Origin of the sequence: Clostridium sp. DFI.1.208 (assembly GCF_024463855.1) — a bacterium.
In the GTDB taxonomy this organism is placed as follows: Bacteria; Bacillota_I; Bacilli_A; order Erysipelotrichales; family Erysipelotrichaceae; genus Clostridium_AQ.
In genome coordinates this window covers 35,852-53,745 of the sequence record NZ_JANGCA010000004.1, presented here as the reverse complement: position 1 = coordinate 53,745, position 17,894 = coordinate 35,852, and the positions used below count along the sequence as shown (strand labels likewise).

Annotated in this window: 16 protein-coding genes; 6 read left to right on the top strand and 10 right to left on the bottom strand. The window is 42.2% G+C overall.

Annotated features, from left to right (window positions below; translation table 11 throughout):
* Nucleotides 1-320 precede the first annotated feature (320 nt).
* The gene (locus NE665_RS03240) at nucleotides 321-545 is read left to right on the top strand and encodes a hypothetical protein (protein WP_117443497.1); all 225 of its coding nucleotides are present in this window, start codon (nucleotides 321-323) and stop codon (nucleotides 543-545) included.
* Between the two features lie 649 nt (nucleotides 546-1,194).
* Here the strand turns inward: NE665_RS03240 and NE665_RS03235 are convergent.
* The 3 genes from NE665_RS03235 to NE665_RS03225 form a co-directional block, all read right to left on the bottom strand.
* A complete protein-coding gene (locus tag NE665_RS03235) occupies nucleotides 1,195-1,755 on the bottom strand; it encodes a hypothetical protein (protein WP_117443496.1) in 561 nt (186 codons plus the stop codon).
* A 430-nt stretch (nucleotides 1,756-2,185) separates the two neighbouring features.
* Complete coding sequence (gene rhaD, locus NE665_RS03230; RefSeq protein WP_117443495.1) at nucleotides 2,186-3,013, bottom strand: rhamnulose-1-phosphate aldolase; 828 nt, start codon at nucleotides 3,011-3,013, stop codon at nucleotides 2,186-2,188.
* Nucleotides 3,014-3,103: 90 nt separating this feature from the next.
* Complete coding sequence (locus NE665_RS03225) at nucleotides 3,104-4,132, bottom strand: 2-hydroxyacid dehydrogenase (RefSeq protein WP_117443494.1); 1,029 nt, start codon at nucleotides 4,130-4,132, stop codon at nucleotides 3,104-3,106.
* Between the two features lie 188 nt (nucleotides 4,133-4,320).
* On the opposite strand from NE665_RS03225, the gene NE665_RS03220 reads away from it, so the two are divergent.
* Both NE665_RS03220 and NE665_RS03215 read left to right on the top strand, forming a co-directional pair.
* A complete protein-coding gene (locus tag NE665_RS03220; protein WP_233104554.1) occupies nucleotides 4,321-5,067 on the top strand; it encodes a DeoR/GlpR family DNA-binding transcription regulator in 747 nt (248 codons plus the stop codon).
* A gap of 134 nt (nucleotides 5,068-5,201) precedes the next feature.
* Complete coding sequence (locus tag NE665_RS03215; RefSeq protein ID WP_117443492.1) at nucleotides 5,202-5,666, top strand: hypothetical protein; 465 nt, start codon at nucleotides 5,202-5,204, stop codon at nucleotides 5,664-5,666.
* A gap of 286 nt (nucleotides 5,667-5,952) precedes the next feature.
* Here the strand turns inward: NE665_RS03215 and NE665_RS03210 are convergent, their stop codons facing one another.
* Nucleotides 5,953-8,010 carry a PTS sugar transporter subunit IIA gene (locus NE665_RS03210; protein ID WP_117443491.1) on the bottom strand — a complete coding sequence of 686 codons (2,058 nt, stop codon included), beginning with the start codon at nucleotides 8,008-8,010 and terminating at the stop codon, nucleotides 5,953-5,955.
* Nucleotides 8,011-8,152: 142 nt separating this feature from the next.
* Here NE665_RS03210 and NE665_RS03205 point away from each other — a divergent pair, with 142 nt between their 5' ends.
* Nucleotides 8,153-9,031, top strand: a complete 879-nt coding sequence (locus NE665_RS03205; protein WP_117443490.1) for an alpha/beta hydrolase — start codon at nucleotides 8,153-8,155, stop codon at nucleotides 9,029-9,031.
* 170 nt (nucleotides 9,032-9,201) lie between these two features.
* On the opposite strand, the gene NE665_RS03200 is transcribed toward NE665_RS03205, so the two are convergent.
* Nucleotides 9,202-9,645, bottom strand: coding sequence for a hypothetical protein (locus NE665_RS03200; protein WP_117443489.1), 444 nt, complete (start codon nucleotides 9,643-9,645; stop codon nucleotides 9,202-9,204).
* Between the two features lie 232 nt (nucleotides 9,646-9,877).
* Here NE665_RS03200 and NE665_RS03195 point away from each other — a divergent pair, with 232 nt between their 5' ends.
* A complete protein-coding gene (locus NE665_RS03195; protein WP_117443488.1) occupies nucleotides 9,878-11,389 on the top strand; it encodes a HAMP domain-containing sensor histidine kinase in 1,512 nt (503 codons plus the stop codon).
* Nucleotides 11,386-12,078 (top strand): response regulator transcription factor, encoded by a 693-nt coding sequence (locus tag NE665_RS03190; RefSeq protein ID WP_117443487.1) that lies wholly within the window; start codon nucleotides 11,386-11,388, stop codon nucleotides 12,076-12,078. The genes NE665_RS03195 and NE665_RS03190 overlap by 4 nt, the downstream gene beginning before the upstream one ends.
* 550 nt (nucleotides 12,079-12,628) lie before the next feature.
* Here NE665_RS03190 and NE665_RS03185 read toward each other — a convergent pair.
* From NE665_RS03185 to NE665_RS03165, 5 genes are all read right to left on the bottom strand, one after another.
* Nucleotides 12,629-13,933, bottom strand: coding sequence for a sugar ABC transporter substrate-binding protein (locus tag NE665_RS03185; protein ID WP_117443486.1), 1,305 nt, complete (start codon nucleotides 13,931-13,933; stop codon nucleotides 12,629-12,631).
* Nucleotides 13,930-14,607: a response regulator transcription factor gene (locus NE665_RS03180; protein WP_117443485.1), complete on the bottom strand. Its 678-nt coding sequence runs from the start codon at nucleotides 14,605-14,607 to the stop codon at nucleotides 13,930-13,932. Before NE665_RS03180 ends, NE665_RS03185 begins: the two co-directional genes overlap by 4 nt.
* On the bottom strand, nucleotides 14,607-15,914 hold the full coding sequence (locus tag NE665_RS03175; RefSeq protein WP_054344136.1) for a sensor histidine kinase: 1,308 nt from the start codon (nucleotides 15,912-15,914) through the stop codon (nucleotides 14,607-14,609). The genes NE665_RS03180 and NE665_RS03175 overlap by 1 nt, the downstream gene beginning before the upstream one ends.
* A 2-nt stretch (nucleotides 15,915-15,916) precedes the next feature.
* The gene (locus NE665_RS03170) at nucleotides 15,917-16,894 is read right to left on the bottom strand and encodes a sugar ABC transporter substrate-binding protein (protein WP_117443484.1); all 978 of its coding nucleotides are present in this window, start codon (nucleotides 16,892-16,894) and stop codon (nucleotides 15,917-15,919) included.
* A gap of 456 nt (nucleotides 16,895-17,350) precedes the next feature.
* Nucleotides 17,351-17,809 carry a pyridoxamine 5'-phosphate oxidase family protein gene (locus NE665_RS03165; protein WP_118654568.1) on the bottom strand — a complete coding sequence of 153 codons (459 nt, stop codon included), beginning with the start codon at nucleotides 17,807-17,809 and terminating at the stop codon, nucleotides 17,351-17,353.
* Nucleotides 17,810-17,894: the final 85 nt, after the last annotated feature.

Below are 17,894 nucleotides of genomic sequence, written 5' to 3'. Positions count from 1 at the left end.
ACAAGCGGTCGCTTTAGGGATGAAACGGTAAAATTTTAAGAAAACAGAATAGATTTCCCCCTATTCTGGAAACAAATTGACCGTTCCATCCCAGATAGATACCGCTTATCCCTATATGTATTTACATTCTTCATATTCCATGTAAAATAAACATAGGGAAGTATATGATAAGGCAGTGGTTTTCCCCTTCTGCAAATCAAATCATTTTCCTATTTGCAGCTATCTGCGTACCTGATGATGTTCAATGCTGAATCCAATTAGTTGCGTAGCAGGCATGCGAAAGCTTAGAAAGCTTATATAAATAGAAACGGAGGATCTTTATGTCAAGTTTTAAAAAATTAGTATTGCCTTTACTGCTTCTCTGCTCACTTGGAACACTGGCTATTTCTATGGTATTTCTTTGGACCGGTGGAATCGCTTTGGATGAGATGATCAGTGTCACAGAATATTTTGATTCCTATGGGATGCTGTACTGGCTTCTGCTCCTTATCTCATTTCTTGCTTCACTTTCATGCATTTTGCTGATTCTGACTAGAAAAAAATGAAATAGATTATAAGATAAGTTCTACCAATTATATAAACTATAATAGCAATAGAACATAAATATATAGTTCATCCAATTAAAAAAAGGGATTTCATTCTGAATAATAGAATCAAATCCTTTTTTGATATAACTTGTTAAGCGAATTTTTTTATATATCCTTTTTCCGATAACATATATAAGATATTAGCGCAAAGATAATCAGACATATAGGTGCAAGCAGTTGTATCTCTTGGTACCCTCTATGCTGAATATCCAGATAGACTAACGTGAATATACTGAAACAAAGAAATATAACAGAACATATGAGATAAAACTCTTTATGATTTGGCTTCATCTATGGTCCCCTTTCTTAAACCCAAAATCTATTATATTAGCTATTCTTACTCAGTAATTGCTTTTTTCTATCGTTTTGATTATTAAAACAATTAATTTATAGAGAACTCAGGATTTCTATTCACCACTCAATCTACTGAAACATAATGAATTTTTACACATCTTTCTAATAGATATAATAGTTACTATTCACAGCCAACACAAGATAGTGTGAAATTCAATCAACATCATAGTAAGAAAACGGAAAATAACTGATCGAACTATTATCCTTTTGCTATATTATTGATTAACTGTAAAGTAACGTAAAATAGTTTTATTTATGCGGGAACAACTGTTGTTTTCCAATATACATTTGGATACATGTTGCATTGCTGGGAATGCATTGGTTGGCAATTCGGATTTTTATATAAGTAAGCTGTTGCTTTATATTTTTTTCCTACTGCCAAACTAGCAAGAATTTGCTTGCTTATAGCACCACAAATATCGCTACCTTGAATATTCTTCACAACTGTACATACAAGTTTTCCACCACGATACACCGCGCTAATGATCCCTATAATCGTTCGAATAACACCTTTTGTCTGAGGATTAAAATCCCCGTTTAGTTCTTCATCGTTCGTGGGGGTTTCATAAAGAATAAAGCCATCTTTCCCATCATCTATAACCACTGTTTTTATACCATTTTCATCACTTGCTTCAATTATATTTTTTCTATCAAATACAGGATCTGTTTCATCCAATACATTGATAAACATTTCTAATTCTGTATTGCTTACCTCTACAGTATTTTGATTTTCCTGCGCATATGCTGTTAAAAAGGGATTAAAACCAGTAACACATATTGCAATCATAGATAAAATCAATAATATTTTTTTCATATATATTCCTCCTAATTGTTTATAGAATATAAGACATATTCCTTTTTAATAGCTATTTCTTTTTTCATCAATTATAGCCTTAATTGATAGAACCAATAAAATCGGTGTCAATATATCGAAAAAATCTAAGCCTTTTGCTGTTATGATTTTATACAATAATTCTATGCTCAATGCTATCGAAAAGATGAGCCATATCAAATTTACCTTTTTCATATTCACCTCTGTCATAATCAATTAAGATTTCTTTATGCAGCTGCAATGCTGTAACAAATATTTGCACATTCATCATACTATAAATTTGAAATTTGTACATAGAATATCATGCAAGCGGTCATATTAGGTATTGAACGGTCATTTTTCCTCTTTATCCCTATGTTATACAACAAAAAGAAACCTCTGTTTTATTTATCAGAGGCTTCTAAATTTGTAATTATTTTTTGTATAAATAACGCTCATCCAGTGTTACATGGAACGCTTCCTGCAAATCACGAAAGCCCTCCACAGGAATTGTCTGCAGCTTTTCCTGCCGACAGGAATGTACCTTGATCCACATTTCGGCACTCTTTTCAATCGTATGCATTAACCCAAAGGTGGAATCAAAATCCACGCCACTGCAGAACATGCCGTGATGCGCCCATATGACCGCATTATAGGTTTCCATCAGTTTGCTTGTGACAACCGCAATCTCGCGGCCCCCCGGTACCATCCATTCTACAACACCAATCCCCTCGGGAAAGATAATCGGGCACTCCGTCATCATTTCCCAAATCTCTCTTGTGATGATTTCCGACTTCAGCGGAAGCAGAAAGGTGAGTGCAATCACATTGGGACAGTGACAGTGATAAATCACACGGTTTTCATTGTTGGTAAGCTTTGCCTTGACTGCCATATTCATAAGATGAGTAGGCAACTCACTGGTAGGACGGCCTCCATGTTCAAGACCCCAGCATATCCGATACTTCGTACCGGTAGAATCAACCTGTATGATTCCAATCGTATTATGCGGATCCTTTTTCATATTGTGAAAATACTTTCCCGTGCCGCTGATTAGAAAATATTCATTTGCAAGATTATCCACAGTGGTACCAATTAGAAGCCATTTACCATCTTCGTGCAATTCATCTTTTACATCTGCAACATCCTTCGGCTTCATCCAATACGTGAAATTCCCGCCATTGCGTTCATGCCAGCCCAGTTTGTCTCCGTAATCTGCCATCGCAATGTAATCATTTAAAAATGTTGTTTCTTCTACTTTCATATAGTTTCTCCTCGTCTCCCTCAGGATATCAATCAATATTCATCCCCACACTACAAGCCCTTATACAAAATGTTCTCGCCCCATAAATCTTTATATCATGTACTTTGTATAACCAGTATCTACGGCTTCTTTAAGCTGTTTTAACAATAGTTCTGGACTGCGTTCATAAGAATCCAGCGTATCCCCCCCACGATGATTGGTAAGCGTGCAGTTATCCAGCTGAATGATTGCATCCTCTTTCGTTAACGGCTCCTTTGGGAATACATCAATCGCTGCCCCCATGATGATGCCGTTTTGCAGAGCCTCTTCTAGTGCCTGCATATCCACCAGTACCGCTCTTGCCGTATTGATCAGATAGCTGACTGGTTTCATAAGCCTTAATTCCTCACGCCCGATAATCGGTGGATCGTTGGGTCCGATACGCCCGTGAAGGGAAACGATATCACTTTCCTCTAACAGGGTTTTCTTATCAACCGCGATACAGCCCAGCTGCTCAATCACAGAAGCATCCAGATAAGGATCATGTACCATGATGCTGCATCCAAACGGCTGCAGGCGCTGTGCGACCAGCTGACCGATTGCACCAAAGCCAATTAAACCAACCGTCATACTTCTAAGCTCCCGTATTGATCCGGTATTCGGATAGGATTCTCTCCAGACTCCCTCGCGTAAGGACCTGTCTGCTCTTGTCACATTCCGTGTTTCACAAATCATTAACCCAACCGTCAGCTCAGCAACGGCAAAGGCGTTGTGCATGGGACAGTGAATAACTCTGATTCCTTTTTTCTTCGCACTTTCCACCGCGATGTTTTCCACACCTCCCCTTGCCGTAACGATATACTTCAAGTGCGATGCCTGTTCAATGATTTCTTTTCCCACCGGACACATATGAACGAAGATCACATCCGCATCCAGCATAGCATCCTTCAATTTCCCTTCTATTTTGTATGCTTCACTTCCCTTTGTTTCAATATTGCGAATCAGCGTACGGGTAGAAACCCGATCCAAATCCGCCTTCCATGAAAAGCCCTGATAGGAACAAAACAGTGCGTGATTCTTCAGTACCTTTGTGAATGCCTCCTCTGACAGAAACATATCTCCAACAGCAACACATTTCATATACATTCCTCCTTAATTGTTCGTTTCGCACATTCATCATAGTACAAAAGTGAAAAAACAGAAATACTATTCAAGCTCAATGTTTATTTTTCAATTATTTTTTATTTTTATTGTTTGAAACGAACATTTTATGATATAGTGAGAATAGGTGATAACAATGACAAAACAGGAACGGCAGAAAGCGATACTTGCACTTTTTACAGGATAAGGGAGAGCTTCATGTACATACGATATGCCGAAGCTTCCACATCGTAGCCATGACTGCACGACGTGATCTCATGGAGCTGGAGCAGAAGGGAGCTTTGATTCGGACACATGGCGGTGCCATCGCAAAGGAGAAGAAAACCTTTGACGCACAGACACCGTTTGCAAAGCGCCGTAAGCTGCATACAAAGCAAAAGCAGGAGATTGCCCGTATTGCGAAAGGCTTTCTGAAGGAGCATGATCGTATTTTTCTTGCCAGCGGTTCTACAATGGATATATTCGCTTCTGCCCTTCTGCACAATCTGCCATTAACAATCGTAACTGATGCTGTGAATGTGGCATATGAATTGTATCAGGATTCCAGATTAACCATTTTTATGCTCGGTGGTGAGCTGCGCAGCAATTCCCTCACGCTGACCGGTCCGATAGCACAGGCAAATCTGAAGCAATTTCAGCTGTCAAAAGCTTTTTTAAGTGTGAATGCGATAGATGAAAAGGGAAACCTGTATACTGACAGTGTGGTGGAAAGCGGTCTGCTGGAAACACTGTTCTCTATTGTGGAGGAGGTCTATGTCCTCTGTGATTCCAGTAAGCTGAACAGCCGTGATTTCATTGCAATATCTCATGAACAGAGCTATACGCTTATCACAGATCAGGACGCGGATGAAAGTCTGCTGGAGGCTTATCGGCAAAATGGTATCCGCGTGGTGAAAGCTGCGCCACAAATTTAATTTTATAAACGCAGATTTTATTGTTATGCATAATTTTACAATTAGCCTGAAAAATGAGGAGAACCCGTTTTTTCATGATATAATACTAGATATAGTTCTAATCACTGAACAGAAAATAGGGAGGAAATGATGTTATGAAAAAAAAGCTTTTACCATGTGCTGCACTTATGACAGCCTGTCTTGCCGTATCCATGCCGATCGGTGCAAAAGAAAATCCGGAGCCATGGAGCAATACCATGTCACAATCGGAAGAACATGTAATTAAGGAAACCGGAATTGATAAGCGCTTTGATATCGGTAAAACCGTATCCGTAAAGCTGGATAGTGCATATGTGACAAAGGACACAAAGGTTCAACTGACAGAAAATTCACTTTACAAAAAGGTTGGGAAACTGATTCCTGCACCTTTCCACTTTCGCAGTGTTACCATAACCAAAAAATCGGGAGAGCTTATAGAATTTCCGGAAACACTGCAATTTCAGGAAAACAGCGGCTCCTTATCCCTGCATGGTCAGCTGCAATGTATCGAAATAAACCGTATGGATATAACGGGGGATACGATGGCTGCGACCTATACAGGAGTTCTGCTGGCAGAATAAAATAAATATCCACCAGCGAAAGCTGGTGTTTTTTTCGTTGAAGCCATACTGATATCCGTAGGGATTTCACTTTTTTTATGCTGTTTTTTAACAGCTCTATTATTCTTCTTTTACCAAACCATAAGCCCTGCAATTTATATAATGATTTTATTTTCATTATAGTTAAAAAAACTTTCAGATGCGTATACCAGCTCCTCTGAAAGCTTTTTATATTGTGTATGATACTTTATTCATGAGCCCTTTTACGCATGGCAGTACGTTCCTACCGTTTCCTGCAAAGAGCTGTTTATAAAATGGATTCATATTCATAAAATATCTGGTATACTTCCTCTGCGGTTTTCGCCTTTCTGATATTCTCACAGAAATCCGCTTTCGATAACAGATTCATTAAATGAAACATAGCCTTCAAATGCGAGTCCTTATCTATCGTAGACAGGCAGCATACAAAATCCACCGGATCATAGAACTGCGAGTGAAACGGTACCGGATGCTTCAGCCGAATCAGCTGCATCCCCAGCTTCTTTCCACCGACATCCGGCGATTCATGCGGTAAGGCAAAGCCCTGTGCCAGTACGATATACGGTCCCATTGTTTCAATATTGCGAATCATTTGCGTAATATACTGTTCACTCAGATAGTCCTGTTCCAGCAAGGGCTGCGCACTTCTTCTGACAGCCTCCTTCCAGTCTGCACATTCCACATCCACCTCGATATGTCCGGCAAGCAGCTCGCGAAGTGTTGCCTTGTCACTAGGGGCGATGGGAAAGAAATGCGACTGCAGATCCCGAATAATATTCTTATAGATTTCATCCTTATCCAGCGGACTGATGGCGATGGAATTCGCAATCAATGTCTGTAAACGCTGAAAGTTTGGGTTGGAATTCACGCGATGCATATCGCTTTTTAACGTTTCCAGCTTTTCTCCTAACAAAATACAATCCTCATCACTCAGATATGGATGCAGGATGATGGTTTCACAGCGCTCCTCCTTCAGCGGTACGGTCGAAATAATCAAGTCGATTCCTGTAACATCATAATTAGCAAGCGCATGTACCGGCAAAACATCTGCCACATAAAACTGAAAGTATTTTTTTAACCGACTTAACAGCAGCTGTGAGGTACCCACTCCGGAATTACATACAAGTAGAATCGTGAATTGCGAGCCCTGATAACGGTTGCGCTCCATTGCCGCACATACATGTATCGTAATATAGGCAATTTCCTCACTGGTGATTGCTCTTTGTACAAAAGCCTCCAGCGGCTGTAGATTTTTCTCGATTGCTGCGACAACCTCCGGATTCTTCTTCACGATTTCATACAAAAGCTCATTGTCACTGTCATAGCCCATATCCAGATCCTTAAATGTAGATTGCAGATGATTGGTCAGATTCTGATAAAACTGAAAATCATTGCGCAGGTCAATATTTAAATCGCTGGCAACAGCATCAATAAACTGCTTGGAAATGACCTGGATCTGCATAATCTTCTCATCTGCATCATTGCGTTTGAGATAATGCATATTATACAGAATATCCGCCAGTAAATATTCCTCCTGCAGTCGATGCTCCATACCGAAATAATCCTCCATCTTGTTCATTAGATGGTTTGCCATTTTCTGCGTGGATACATGCTGGGAGACGTAATCGATTTCCACAAACCGGTGTTTATGATAGCGCTCAATCGTAAGCATCAGATACTGGCGCAGGTCTTCAAAGGAACCGTCTGTTAAAAATCGGCTGCTTGATAATTCTGCATCCTTAATCATACGCTTCAGACTTTCCAAATCCTGCAAAGACATCATATTCTTATATTCTGTTGAGCGAAACTGCTGTACATATGGCATACGCAGCAGATGCATCAATAAAATTCTGCGGCTGCTCTCCCTGCCCTGAATACGCAAGCCCCTGCGCAGAGATACAATTTCCAGATCATGCTTCTGTAAGCTTTTACGAACCTCATCCACATCATGAATCACAGTGGAACGGGATACGAAAAGAATATCCGCAAGCTGCTGCAGCGTCACATGCTCACTCGTATTCGCAATCAGATACAGAATCATATGCATGCGCTCCTCCTTGCTCAGCTTGAAGGAATAAAAATCATTCTGTCCCAGCAGGGAGCGGATGGCATCGGTATCCTTTTGCAACTCGATGATTCCATGCTCACAAAGCTGAATCGGCTTCTGCTTGTTTTCCAGAAGAAAATCCGTGATTCCCTCCAGATCATAGCGAATCGTTCGTTCCGATACCTTGAATTTTTCAATCAGATCATTAATGGTACAGGTTTCCTGATAATCCCGCTTTTCCATGATCCAGAAAATGATTTCTCTTGCACGTTTGTTCATAAGCTATCTACCTCACCATATATCATATAGAAAATATTGTAAAAAGCAAAGGTTAATTTTCTGCAAAAGACTCCGCAAGAAGTTGATCCGCTGACAGCCCTTTCCTGTCGTATAATGGAAGCATAAAGTGAGGTCGATCATCATGCAATTTAAAACCTATGTTCAGAAGAACAAGCCGGTCTACATGTATATTCACGGAGAATGTCTGTCCGCCTTCAGCTTTCAGGAGGAAATACGGGAACTAAAAAAAGACTATACGCTGGTTATCCCGATACTGGATGGCCATGGCAGTGAAGCACATAAGCCTTTTATCAGCATACAGCAGTGTGCAACAGAGCTTCTTGCCTACATTCAGGATACCTACGACGGACATATTCAGGTTTTATCCGGATTTTCACTGGGCGCGCAGATTGCCGTTACCATGCTGTCCATGAAGCCGGATCTATGCGCATATGCCATGATTGAAAGCGCAATGATGCAGCCGGTGAAGCTGCAGAGCTGGAGTGCCTATGCCGGTATTTACGCCAATCCGCTTGCAAGAAAAAAATGGTTCAATAAATTCATGTACTACACGGTGTTCAATGATGATTATGCCTTTGATGATTATTATCGTAATTATCAGGCAATGACGAAGGAAAACCTGAAGCGTATACTGGACGCAGTCAGCTCCTTTCAGCTGCCTGAGAATCTGGATCAGGTCACCTGCAAAACAGCCATTCTTGTAGGTCAGCGGGAAAAGAAGAGTATGAAAAAAAGTGCCGATCTTCTGAAGGAGGCACTGAGCAACGCACAGATTTTCATGCTGATGAATTATACACACGGGGATTTCAGTATGGGCAATCCAAGAGAATACCTGCGTTTCGTCAAAAGCTGGATACAGAATAAGGATATCCAGCAAAAGCGTAAGGTTCGCAAACAGAAGGAACAGCAGGAAGGGGAATACATGCCGAACTGGAAGCATCTCGTGAATAAGATCAAGGATAAAAAAGCAAAGAAAAAGCTGCAAAAGGCAGGCTCTTAAAATAGAAAAAAAGCTTATCCATGTTTTCATAGGTTCTTTCTACTTTAGGGTAGATGTATAAAAAAGATTTCAGATCTATTGAAGAATACAGTAGATTTGAAATTTTTTATTCGCCCGAAATCGAGTAAGGACCGTTTTCATATAGGATAAGCTTTTCTTATGATTAAGCTTTATACATCCTGCAGTTGCACAAGAAGATGCCAGTCGATGTTCTCGCTATCACTATGAATACGATAGGCAAGCAGACTCTTTTTCAAAATGTCCGAATCACTGCTTACAGCACTCAAAAGAAGTGCTTCACTTTGAAAGACAATATCTCCATCTTTTTTCTGAAATGAAATCTTCACAGCTTGATCATACTGCGGCTCACCTGCTGCATTCAAAAGCTCTCCCATAACAATCAGGTCCTCAGGAACAGATGCAAGCTTTACAGTAATATCCGTATCCATTGATGAAACCTTCAATATTTTGTCATCCTTCAACAGCTTTGAAAATTCACTTTCCTCCAGAATTTGTTCCTGATCAGCAGCGATTGCTTTATTCTCGGCCTTCCTGCATCCGGTGAAGCTGCCCAGACAGAGAAACGCAAGACATAGAAGCAGTATTTTTTTCATACGGAACCCCTCCGTTCTTGTCTATGTGTATCGTAACATAGGGAACAGCGATTGTCCACTCTTCATGGGATTGTCTGTTTGTATAGAACTGATCAGCAGTTGAAGCAATGCCTGGTGCATGCATACATAATACTACAGACCTGCAAGATTCTATACTTTCTATTAACACTGTCGTTTTCCCTTGCTTTTCATGATGAATTCCTACATAATGAACATGCAAAGGGGTGGTAACATGCGATATAGAGATATATCCATACGTAAAAAAATACTGCTTTCCAATTTTCTGATGGTTCTCATTCCCATCATTTTTGTATGCTTCATCCTGTTTTCCCTGCTGCTGGGATTTTCCTTTGTGACGCACTCCCCGGCTGCACTGATTCGCAATGTCCTGTTAAACACCTCAAACTACGGACCTACACTGCTGATCAAAACAATGAATGACGAGCTGGCAGGCAGTGAGCATATCACGGAGGAAGCCGAGCGTATTCTCGCACAGCTCGAAAAGTCAGGTCTTCATATTTTTGTGGAAGAAATCGATGATAAAAAAGATGAAATCCTATACCACAGCGCCGGCAGTAACCGCGATACCATGCAGCGCGAATTTGAAAGCATAGCCGCTGTGAAGCAGTACGAGCTTCCTTATATTATATGGAATGCAAACGGCATGGCATATCAGGCAGAGCTGAAAAATGCTGCGGATAAAACCCTGCGTATTACATTTTCCGGCAAGGATTTGAGCTTTCCTGAGGATTCCTATGAATCCTGGGAGCATACCAAGCTGATGATTAAAATCATGATTGTCGCAACCGGTGTATTCATGGTATTATTCATTGTAGCGCTGGGTGCCGTTTTAACCAGAAAGCTGGCACAGCATATCCTGATTCCACTGTATGACCTGAATCAGGCAACCAGTGAAATACGAAGCGGCAATCTGCAGCAGGAGATAATGGTTGAAAAAGAGGATGAAATCGGTGAGCTGTGCTCTAATTTTGAAGCGATGCGCAAGCAGCTCATCGAATCGGAACAGCTGCGGTCCCAATATGATTTGAATCGCAAGGAGCTGATCGCCGGCATCTCCCACGACCTTTCCACACCGCTTACCTCCATGCAGGGGTACGTGAACGGTCTATTGGATGGAATTGCGGATACTCCGGAAAAACAACAGCACTATCTGCATATCATACAAGAGAAGACAAATGCGATGAATGCGCTGGTGGAAAGTCTCTTTCTCTTATCCAAGCTGGATCTGGGACAGGTGCCGTTTCATGATGAATGTGTAAATCTATCAGACTTTTTACAGGACTGGTATCAGGAATGTGCTTCCCGCTATGACCATGCAGTTGTGAACTTTCATAACAATGCCCCTCATATGGTACAGGTTTTAATGGATCGCACACATTTCATTAGAGTATTAGACAATCTGTGTCAGAATAGTATAAAATATAGAAGTGCGGATCCGGTGCACATTGATGTCACACTGGAATGCGATAAGCAGGAATGCATTCTCACATTTCAGGACAATGGAATCGGAATCGACCCATCTCAGGCACCAAGATTGTTTGACAGCTTCTATCGCAGCGATCCTGCAAGAAGCTCCAAGGTGAAGGGAAACGGACTGGGTCTTTCCATTACCAAACAAATCATAACCCAGATGAAGGGTGATATAAGCGCCAGCGGAGAATTGAACAAGGGTCTTTGTATCACGATTAGACTACCGCTTTTACAAGGAGGAACAACGCTATGAAACGAATATTGATTATAGAGGATGACAGAGCGATTGCAGAGCTGGAACGGGATTATCTGGAAGCGAATGACTATGAGGTTGAAATCTGCGAGGATGGAGAAAGCGGATTGAAACGCGCGTTGCAGGAGGATTTTGCTTTGATTCTGCTGGATGTCATGCTGCCGAAGGAGGACGGCTTTCAGGTATGCCGCAATCTGAGAGCATCAAAAAATGTACCGATCATTCTGGTATCAGCCAAGCGTGAGGATATGGATAAAATCCGAGGTTTGGGTCTTGGTGCCAATGATTACATCGTAAAGCCGTTCAATCCAAGCGAATTGATTGCAAGAGTGAAATCACAAATCGCCAACTATGAACGGCTGACACAGGGAGCACAGAAGAAAGAGAATCTGCTGCAAATCGAAAATCTGATGATTGATTTAAACTCCCATGAGGTTTTTTTGGACGGTGAGTCTCTCGTTCTTCCAAACAAAGAATTTGAGCTGCTTGTATTCCTGGCGAAGAATCCGAATATCGTTTTCAGCAAGGATCAGCTGTTTGAGAAAATATGGGGTCTGGATGCTATCGGTGAAATCTCTACCGTTACCGTACACATCAATCGGATCCGTGAGAAAATTGAAAAGGACAGCGCCAATCCAAAGTTTATCGAAACCGTATGGGGAAGCGGCTATCGGTTCCGCAAATATTAAACGCACACGAAAGAATTATCAAAGCGAAGCTAGTTATGAAGATAAAAAAATAGGGATTTCCAAAGCGATCGTACTCATCAATCGCCGGATTCCCTTTTTTATTACAAGCAAGCATAGCCATATTCCCTATAGATACCGCCCTATTACAATATAACCATGCTTTACCTACCTTCCTCCTGCTGTTTAGCAAAGAGGCTTATGTTCCTTGATGAACCATTCTTAAAAAAGTCCGACGCAGCTTATATAGCGTAAAAATGGATTACCGACAGCGAGTGCTTGAGATGCCTATACAACAGGATATAAACACCGATTTGAAAAAATCCTGCATACCGATACGTCATCCAGTGAACCTACACGCACAGCTTACGATGCCTTAAACCCGAAGGTCAAAGATGATGCAGGAATCATTCACATAGACAGAGGTATTGTACAATCTTTTTCAACAAGATCGCCAAGGTATATGTGTCTCATAAGCCATAAAAATGAGTATCAAAGCTATAAAACACTTCAACACTCGTTTGTTTTAAGGCCCTAACCTCTATCCTAGCCTTTATTTTTTCAGAATCAGATCAATCTTTGTCTGCAGGGTATTGATGCTTGTCTTGATATCCTCATCTGTCCCCAGCAGTCTTCGTATCTCACTATCCGCAACGGAGATCACCTGATCATAATCGGTAAACTTGGTATTCGGAATTGCATGCTCCATCGTATCATTAAAGAAATCCATATTGAAGGTGGAATCTCCCGGGGCATCCTTTAATAAATACTCCATTACCTGTTTTGAGCCCGTGATATCCTTTAAAACAGAAACGCCCTGTGAATATTTAAAAATATCCTTCTGTGCCGTCGTATCATAACACAGTGATTTCAGGAATTCCCATGCCAGCTTCTTATGCGAGCTGCTTGCACTGATCCCCATACTCAGCGTATCCAGCTGTGACACGTTATCCCCCTTTGGTCCCGCAGGCATCGGTATGCAGTCCCATTCAAAATTTGTATATTTCTTCACACGCCATGGATACGGCTTGTAGGTTCTGTATTCGCTGAATTTCATTGGACAAAAGGCAACCATCCCCTTATCAAACATGGCACTGTTCACACTCTGCCCCTTATTCAGCTCCTCCAGCTTTCTCGTAAACTCCACAGCCTCATACACCTTGTTGTTGGCAAGGGTTGCACTTGTTCCACTGGCATTGAAAATTGTCGCATCATTGGAGGCAAGCGCATTCTGCCATCCATAGCCGTAAACACCAAAGGTATCCAGAGAACCGTCATGGTCCGAATCCAGCGTTACCTTTTCACAGATTGCATAGAAATCATCCCATGTCCAGTTATTATCCGGCAAAGCAATACCGAACTTATCCAGCAGCGTCTTATTCACATACATCATGGTTGGAACACTTTCATATGGCAGGGCATACTGCTTTCCATCCATCTGTCCGCTTTTCAATGCCGGTGTAAAATAGTTTTTCACTGTAAGCTCTTCATCGCGCTGTATGTAGGAGTCCAGCTCCTCCAGCATTCCGATATCCGCAAAGGTATACAGATCGTCAGACAGTACCATGTATACATCCGGCAAATCACCTTCCAATGCCTGCTGAGAAAGCCATTCGGAGTAGTCCGCCTTTTGCAGACCGCTCACATATTCCACCCGCACATTCGGATGTGCCTTTTCAAAGCGTTCAATGGCCTGATCGATAATTTTATAGCTGTCGCCGTTGGGAACATCCCAGTTGCTTCCGGCAAACATGCCGAATTTCAGGACTACTGTTTTCTGCTGCATATAGGAGAACCATCCGATACCGCCGATACACAGCAACAGCAACACCAGGGTAATCAACAGCCGCCGCTTCATCCGTTCTCATCCTGTTCCGCTTTTTCCCGGTGTATATACCAGATGGCCAGCTGCGTACGGTCGCGCAGCTCCAGCTTATCCAGAATGACACTCAGATAATTTCGTATCGTTCCCTCTGTAAACTTCAGAATCTCCGCGATTTCCTTGTTGGACAGCCCCTGTGCCACCTGCTGAATGATTTTCCACTCCGTATTGCTCAGCGTTGGGAGGTCATCCTGACTTTGAAATTTCTCAGTAACCACATTATTCTTCGCCATCTGTGAAAAAATACGAATCGCCTTGCTTGCGACATTGGGATTGAAGATTGCCCCTCCCTGCAGCACGGTTTTTATCGCATTGGAAAGCTCATCGAGGGATACCCCCTTTAACAGATAGCCACTGGCTCCATATTTCAATGCGGAATATACATATTCATCATCATCAAAGGTTGTAAGAACAATAACCTTCACATCCGGATATACTTCCTTCACAAACTTGGTACAGTGTACCCCATCCATATCCGGCATCCGCATATCCATTAAAATGACATCCGGCTGCTCCCTGCGTATTGCCTCAATGACCTCCTTGCCGCTTCCTACGGTGGCGATCACCTTAAATTCTTCTTTTGTACTCAATATAATTTTCAGACTTTCGCGGATCAGCTCCTGATCATCCGCAATCATAATCTTAATCATCAGATTCCCTCCCTGATTGGAATTTCTGCAAGGATCACAAACCCGTTGGATCCATAAAACCGGATATCTCCCTGTAAAAGGGCGATACGCTCCTGCATGTGGTGAAGCCCGAAGTCCGGCTTGATATTTTCACAGCCGATTCCATCATCCTCGATAATCAGAATCAGCGTATCATTTTCCTTTGCGATGGATATAAATATCTCCTTCGCCTTGCCGTGGCGAACCGCATTCGTCATCCCCTCCTGAATAATGCGGTATATGACCTCTTCCTCGTCCTTATCAAAGGTTAAATGCGGAAGATGACATACGAAATGAATAACGACATCGGTAACCCCCTGGAATTCCTGAATCATTTTATCCAGTGCTTCCTTCAGTGTATAATGCTCCAATGCATCCGGACGCAGCTTATCGACGGAACGCCGCACATCCTTTAAGCCGTTTCTGGCAGTTTCCGCCAATGTACTCAGCTGATTCTTCGTTGCGCTTGGATCGATCTCACTCATCAGTACACAGGCATCGATTCCAACGGATAAACCGGTCAGTGTATGCCCCAGCGTATCATGAATTTCTCTTGCCAGACGGTTCCGTTCTCTGGTAGCTCCCATCTTTTCACGGATGTTGGCATATTCCTTGAGCTGTTCATTCAAATCCTGCAGCTCCTGATTCATCTGCAGGAATTTCTTGCTTTCATTGATTTTCTCCTGCACAAGAAAGATCATATACAGGATAAACATGATGATGTTCAGGGAAGCCAGTGTATTATGGATACTGGACAGCACGGACTGCGTCATGGAATTATAGCAGGCGAGATAGTCATTGAAGGAAACAATGGCAAAGCGCCCGGATAGAAAATCATAATTCGCACAGAGATAGATCACAATCATCACTGCCAGACAGAGTGCACGCTCCCGGTTGGTGCTGATATATGTCAATAAATCGGCCATCACAAGAAGCAATATGCTGTTGGTGGAAAAGCTGAGAGACTGCATGATAATCAGACAGAGACAGGTTTCCAGCAGAAAGCTTCCCGCCAGCTTCCAGGTGGTCAGCTGAATCTGATGCCGCAGCCGCATCACAAACAGAAGAATCGGAAAGCAGGCAACCGCTGTAATCATAATGCGCAGAGGATTGGAAGGCAGACAGGGTAAGGTCGAAAGAAAGGTCCTTGCCTCATACATATCACAAATGCGCAGCGTTGTGATATACATAATCACACTGATAAACAAAATAATCGTTAAGTTGAGAAAGCACATCATCCAGTGAATCGCCTTCAGCTTCTCATCATTGCTCCATTTCATAAACCACATGATCACTGCCACCCTTCCAGAGAGAACTGATCGATATTATTCTCATTAATCAGTGTTACCGGTATTCTGGCCTTGCTGCTGTATGGCTTGTTTTCCAGTATTTTATAGACGATTTCCGCCGCATCCTTCCCCATCGTTTTCGGTGACTGGGAAACGGAGGCCGTCATGATATGATCCTTGATCAGTGCCTTTGTTTCCGGTGATCCATCCACGCCATAGACAAGTACCGATTGCAGACGATCCTTATCCTGCATGGCGGCAAGGGCACCCAGCGCACTGGGATCATTTAACGCCATGACCACATCGAAGGAAATATCCTTATTCAAAAAGGCATCCATTTTCGGCATGGCGATTTCAAGCTGTCCCTCACATTCGATTCGCTCCACAACACGGTACTGCGGCTTATCCTTAATGGTATCGACAAAGCCCTGAATACGCTGGACAGCAGAATAGGCGGTACTATGCTGAAGCAACACGATATCAGCCGATTTTTTCCGCTTCATCATATCCTTGGCACACTGCACACCGGCATCGTAATTATCCGACATCAGAGAATATGCGACAAGATCCTCATCAAATACATCCGTATCCACGGTAATAACCGGAATGTTTGCTTCCCTTGCCTCCTTCAGCTCCTCACTCAGTCCCGTAAAGTCCACCGGATTGATAATCAGCGCACTGACATCCTGCTCAATCAGATAGTGAATCTGTTCCTTTTGCTTCTGCAAATCAAGTGCAGGGTCCAGGGATATGAGAACATCCCCGTTTGCCTCGACGACATTGCGTACCTCATCATCGATTACATTGAAAAAGGGATTGTTCAGCGTCATATAGGTCGCCCCGATTTTCAGAGGCTTTTTGCTGCGATAAATGAACTGTTCACTGGTATAGCGGCTCAGAAGTGATAAGCCGGCCACAACAAACATCAAGGCGAACAGAAACATGACAATGGAACGTATACTCACTTTCATTTTTGACATAAAGACCCTCACTTTTTATCAACAAATATTATATCATAAAAAAACAAGCCACTCTCTCTTTTGGCTTGTTCTTTTCTATTTTATCGTATGTTTTGATAAAATAGGTTGCATATTGACTGAAGATTTGCATCGGTATGAGAAAATTTTCCGCGCCTGTATTGGTGTTGAAGGGTTTCATGTCTATTCCAGATTCAGGATTTCAGCAACGGATCAGATTATGAATGGGTTTTCTGCAGGTGCATGTTACCAGCAAAGCATCTGCAGAAGTCATACCGTGCGATTCAAGCAATGTTGTAGTTTTGGAATTTAAGAAAGACCAATTTCTAAATTCACCACAATACCATAACTGCTTCTGCACTACCACCATGCAGAACCAATATCTTATTGCACGTATATTCTACAAAAGGTTTCCTATAAATTCAACTTTCAAATGTCATTTGTTTTTTATTACATTTGTCATTTTTCCGCATTCCGCTTTCCCGTAATTTCCTGCACGGTGATTTTCCATACAGCAGTAACGCTCCTTAAATCACGGATTTCCTGCTCTGCCATGTCCATGCTCTCTGGTATAAAGGTCCTGCAGAGGGCAAGCAGCGCACGGTGCCTTTCCGCTTCATCAACCACCTCCTGTGCAATTCCCCGAATCGTACAGGAGGCATAATAAACGGTGAAGCTTTCTGCACAGTTTTTCATATGGGCAACGCTGTGCAGGCAGACGTTTGGATTTTCGCGCATAGCCTTGATTTTTTCCCCGTCACGGGCACAGTGAAAGTACAGTGTTTCATCCATCCGTGTCACGGATAGTGCAGTGGCATAGGGGATATCCCGAATGCTCATGGAAAGTACGGAATATGCGCTTTGATCAAAAATGCGCCATGCCTCTTCTCTTGTTGTTTCTCTGTCTGTTCGTCTCATACGCTCTCCTTTTTGTATAAGTATACCATGAAGCACAAGTATTTATATTCAAATATTATTTTTTCTTAAGTTCTGCTTTTCCCAT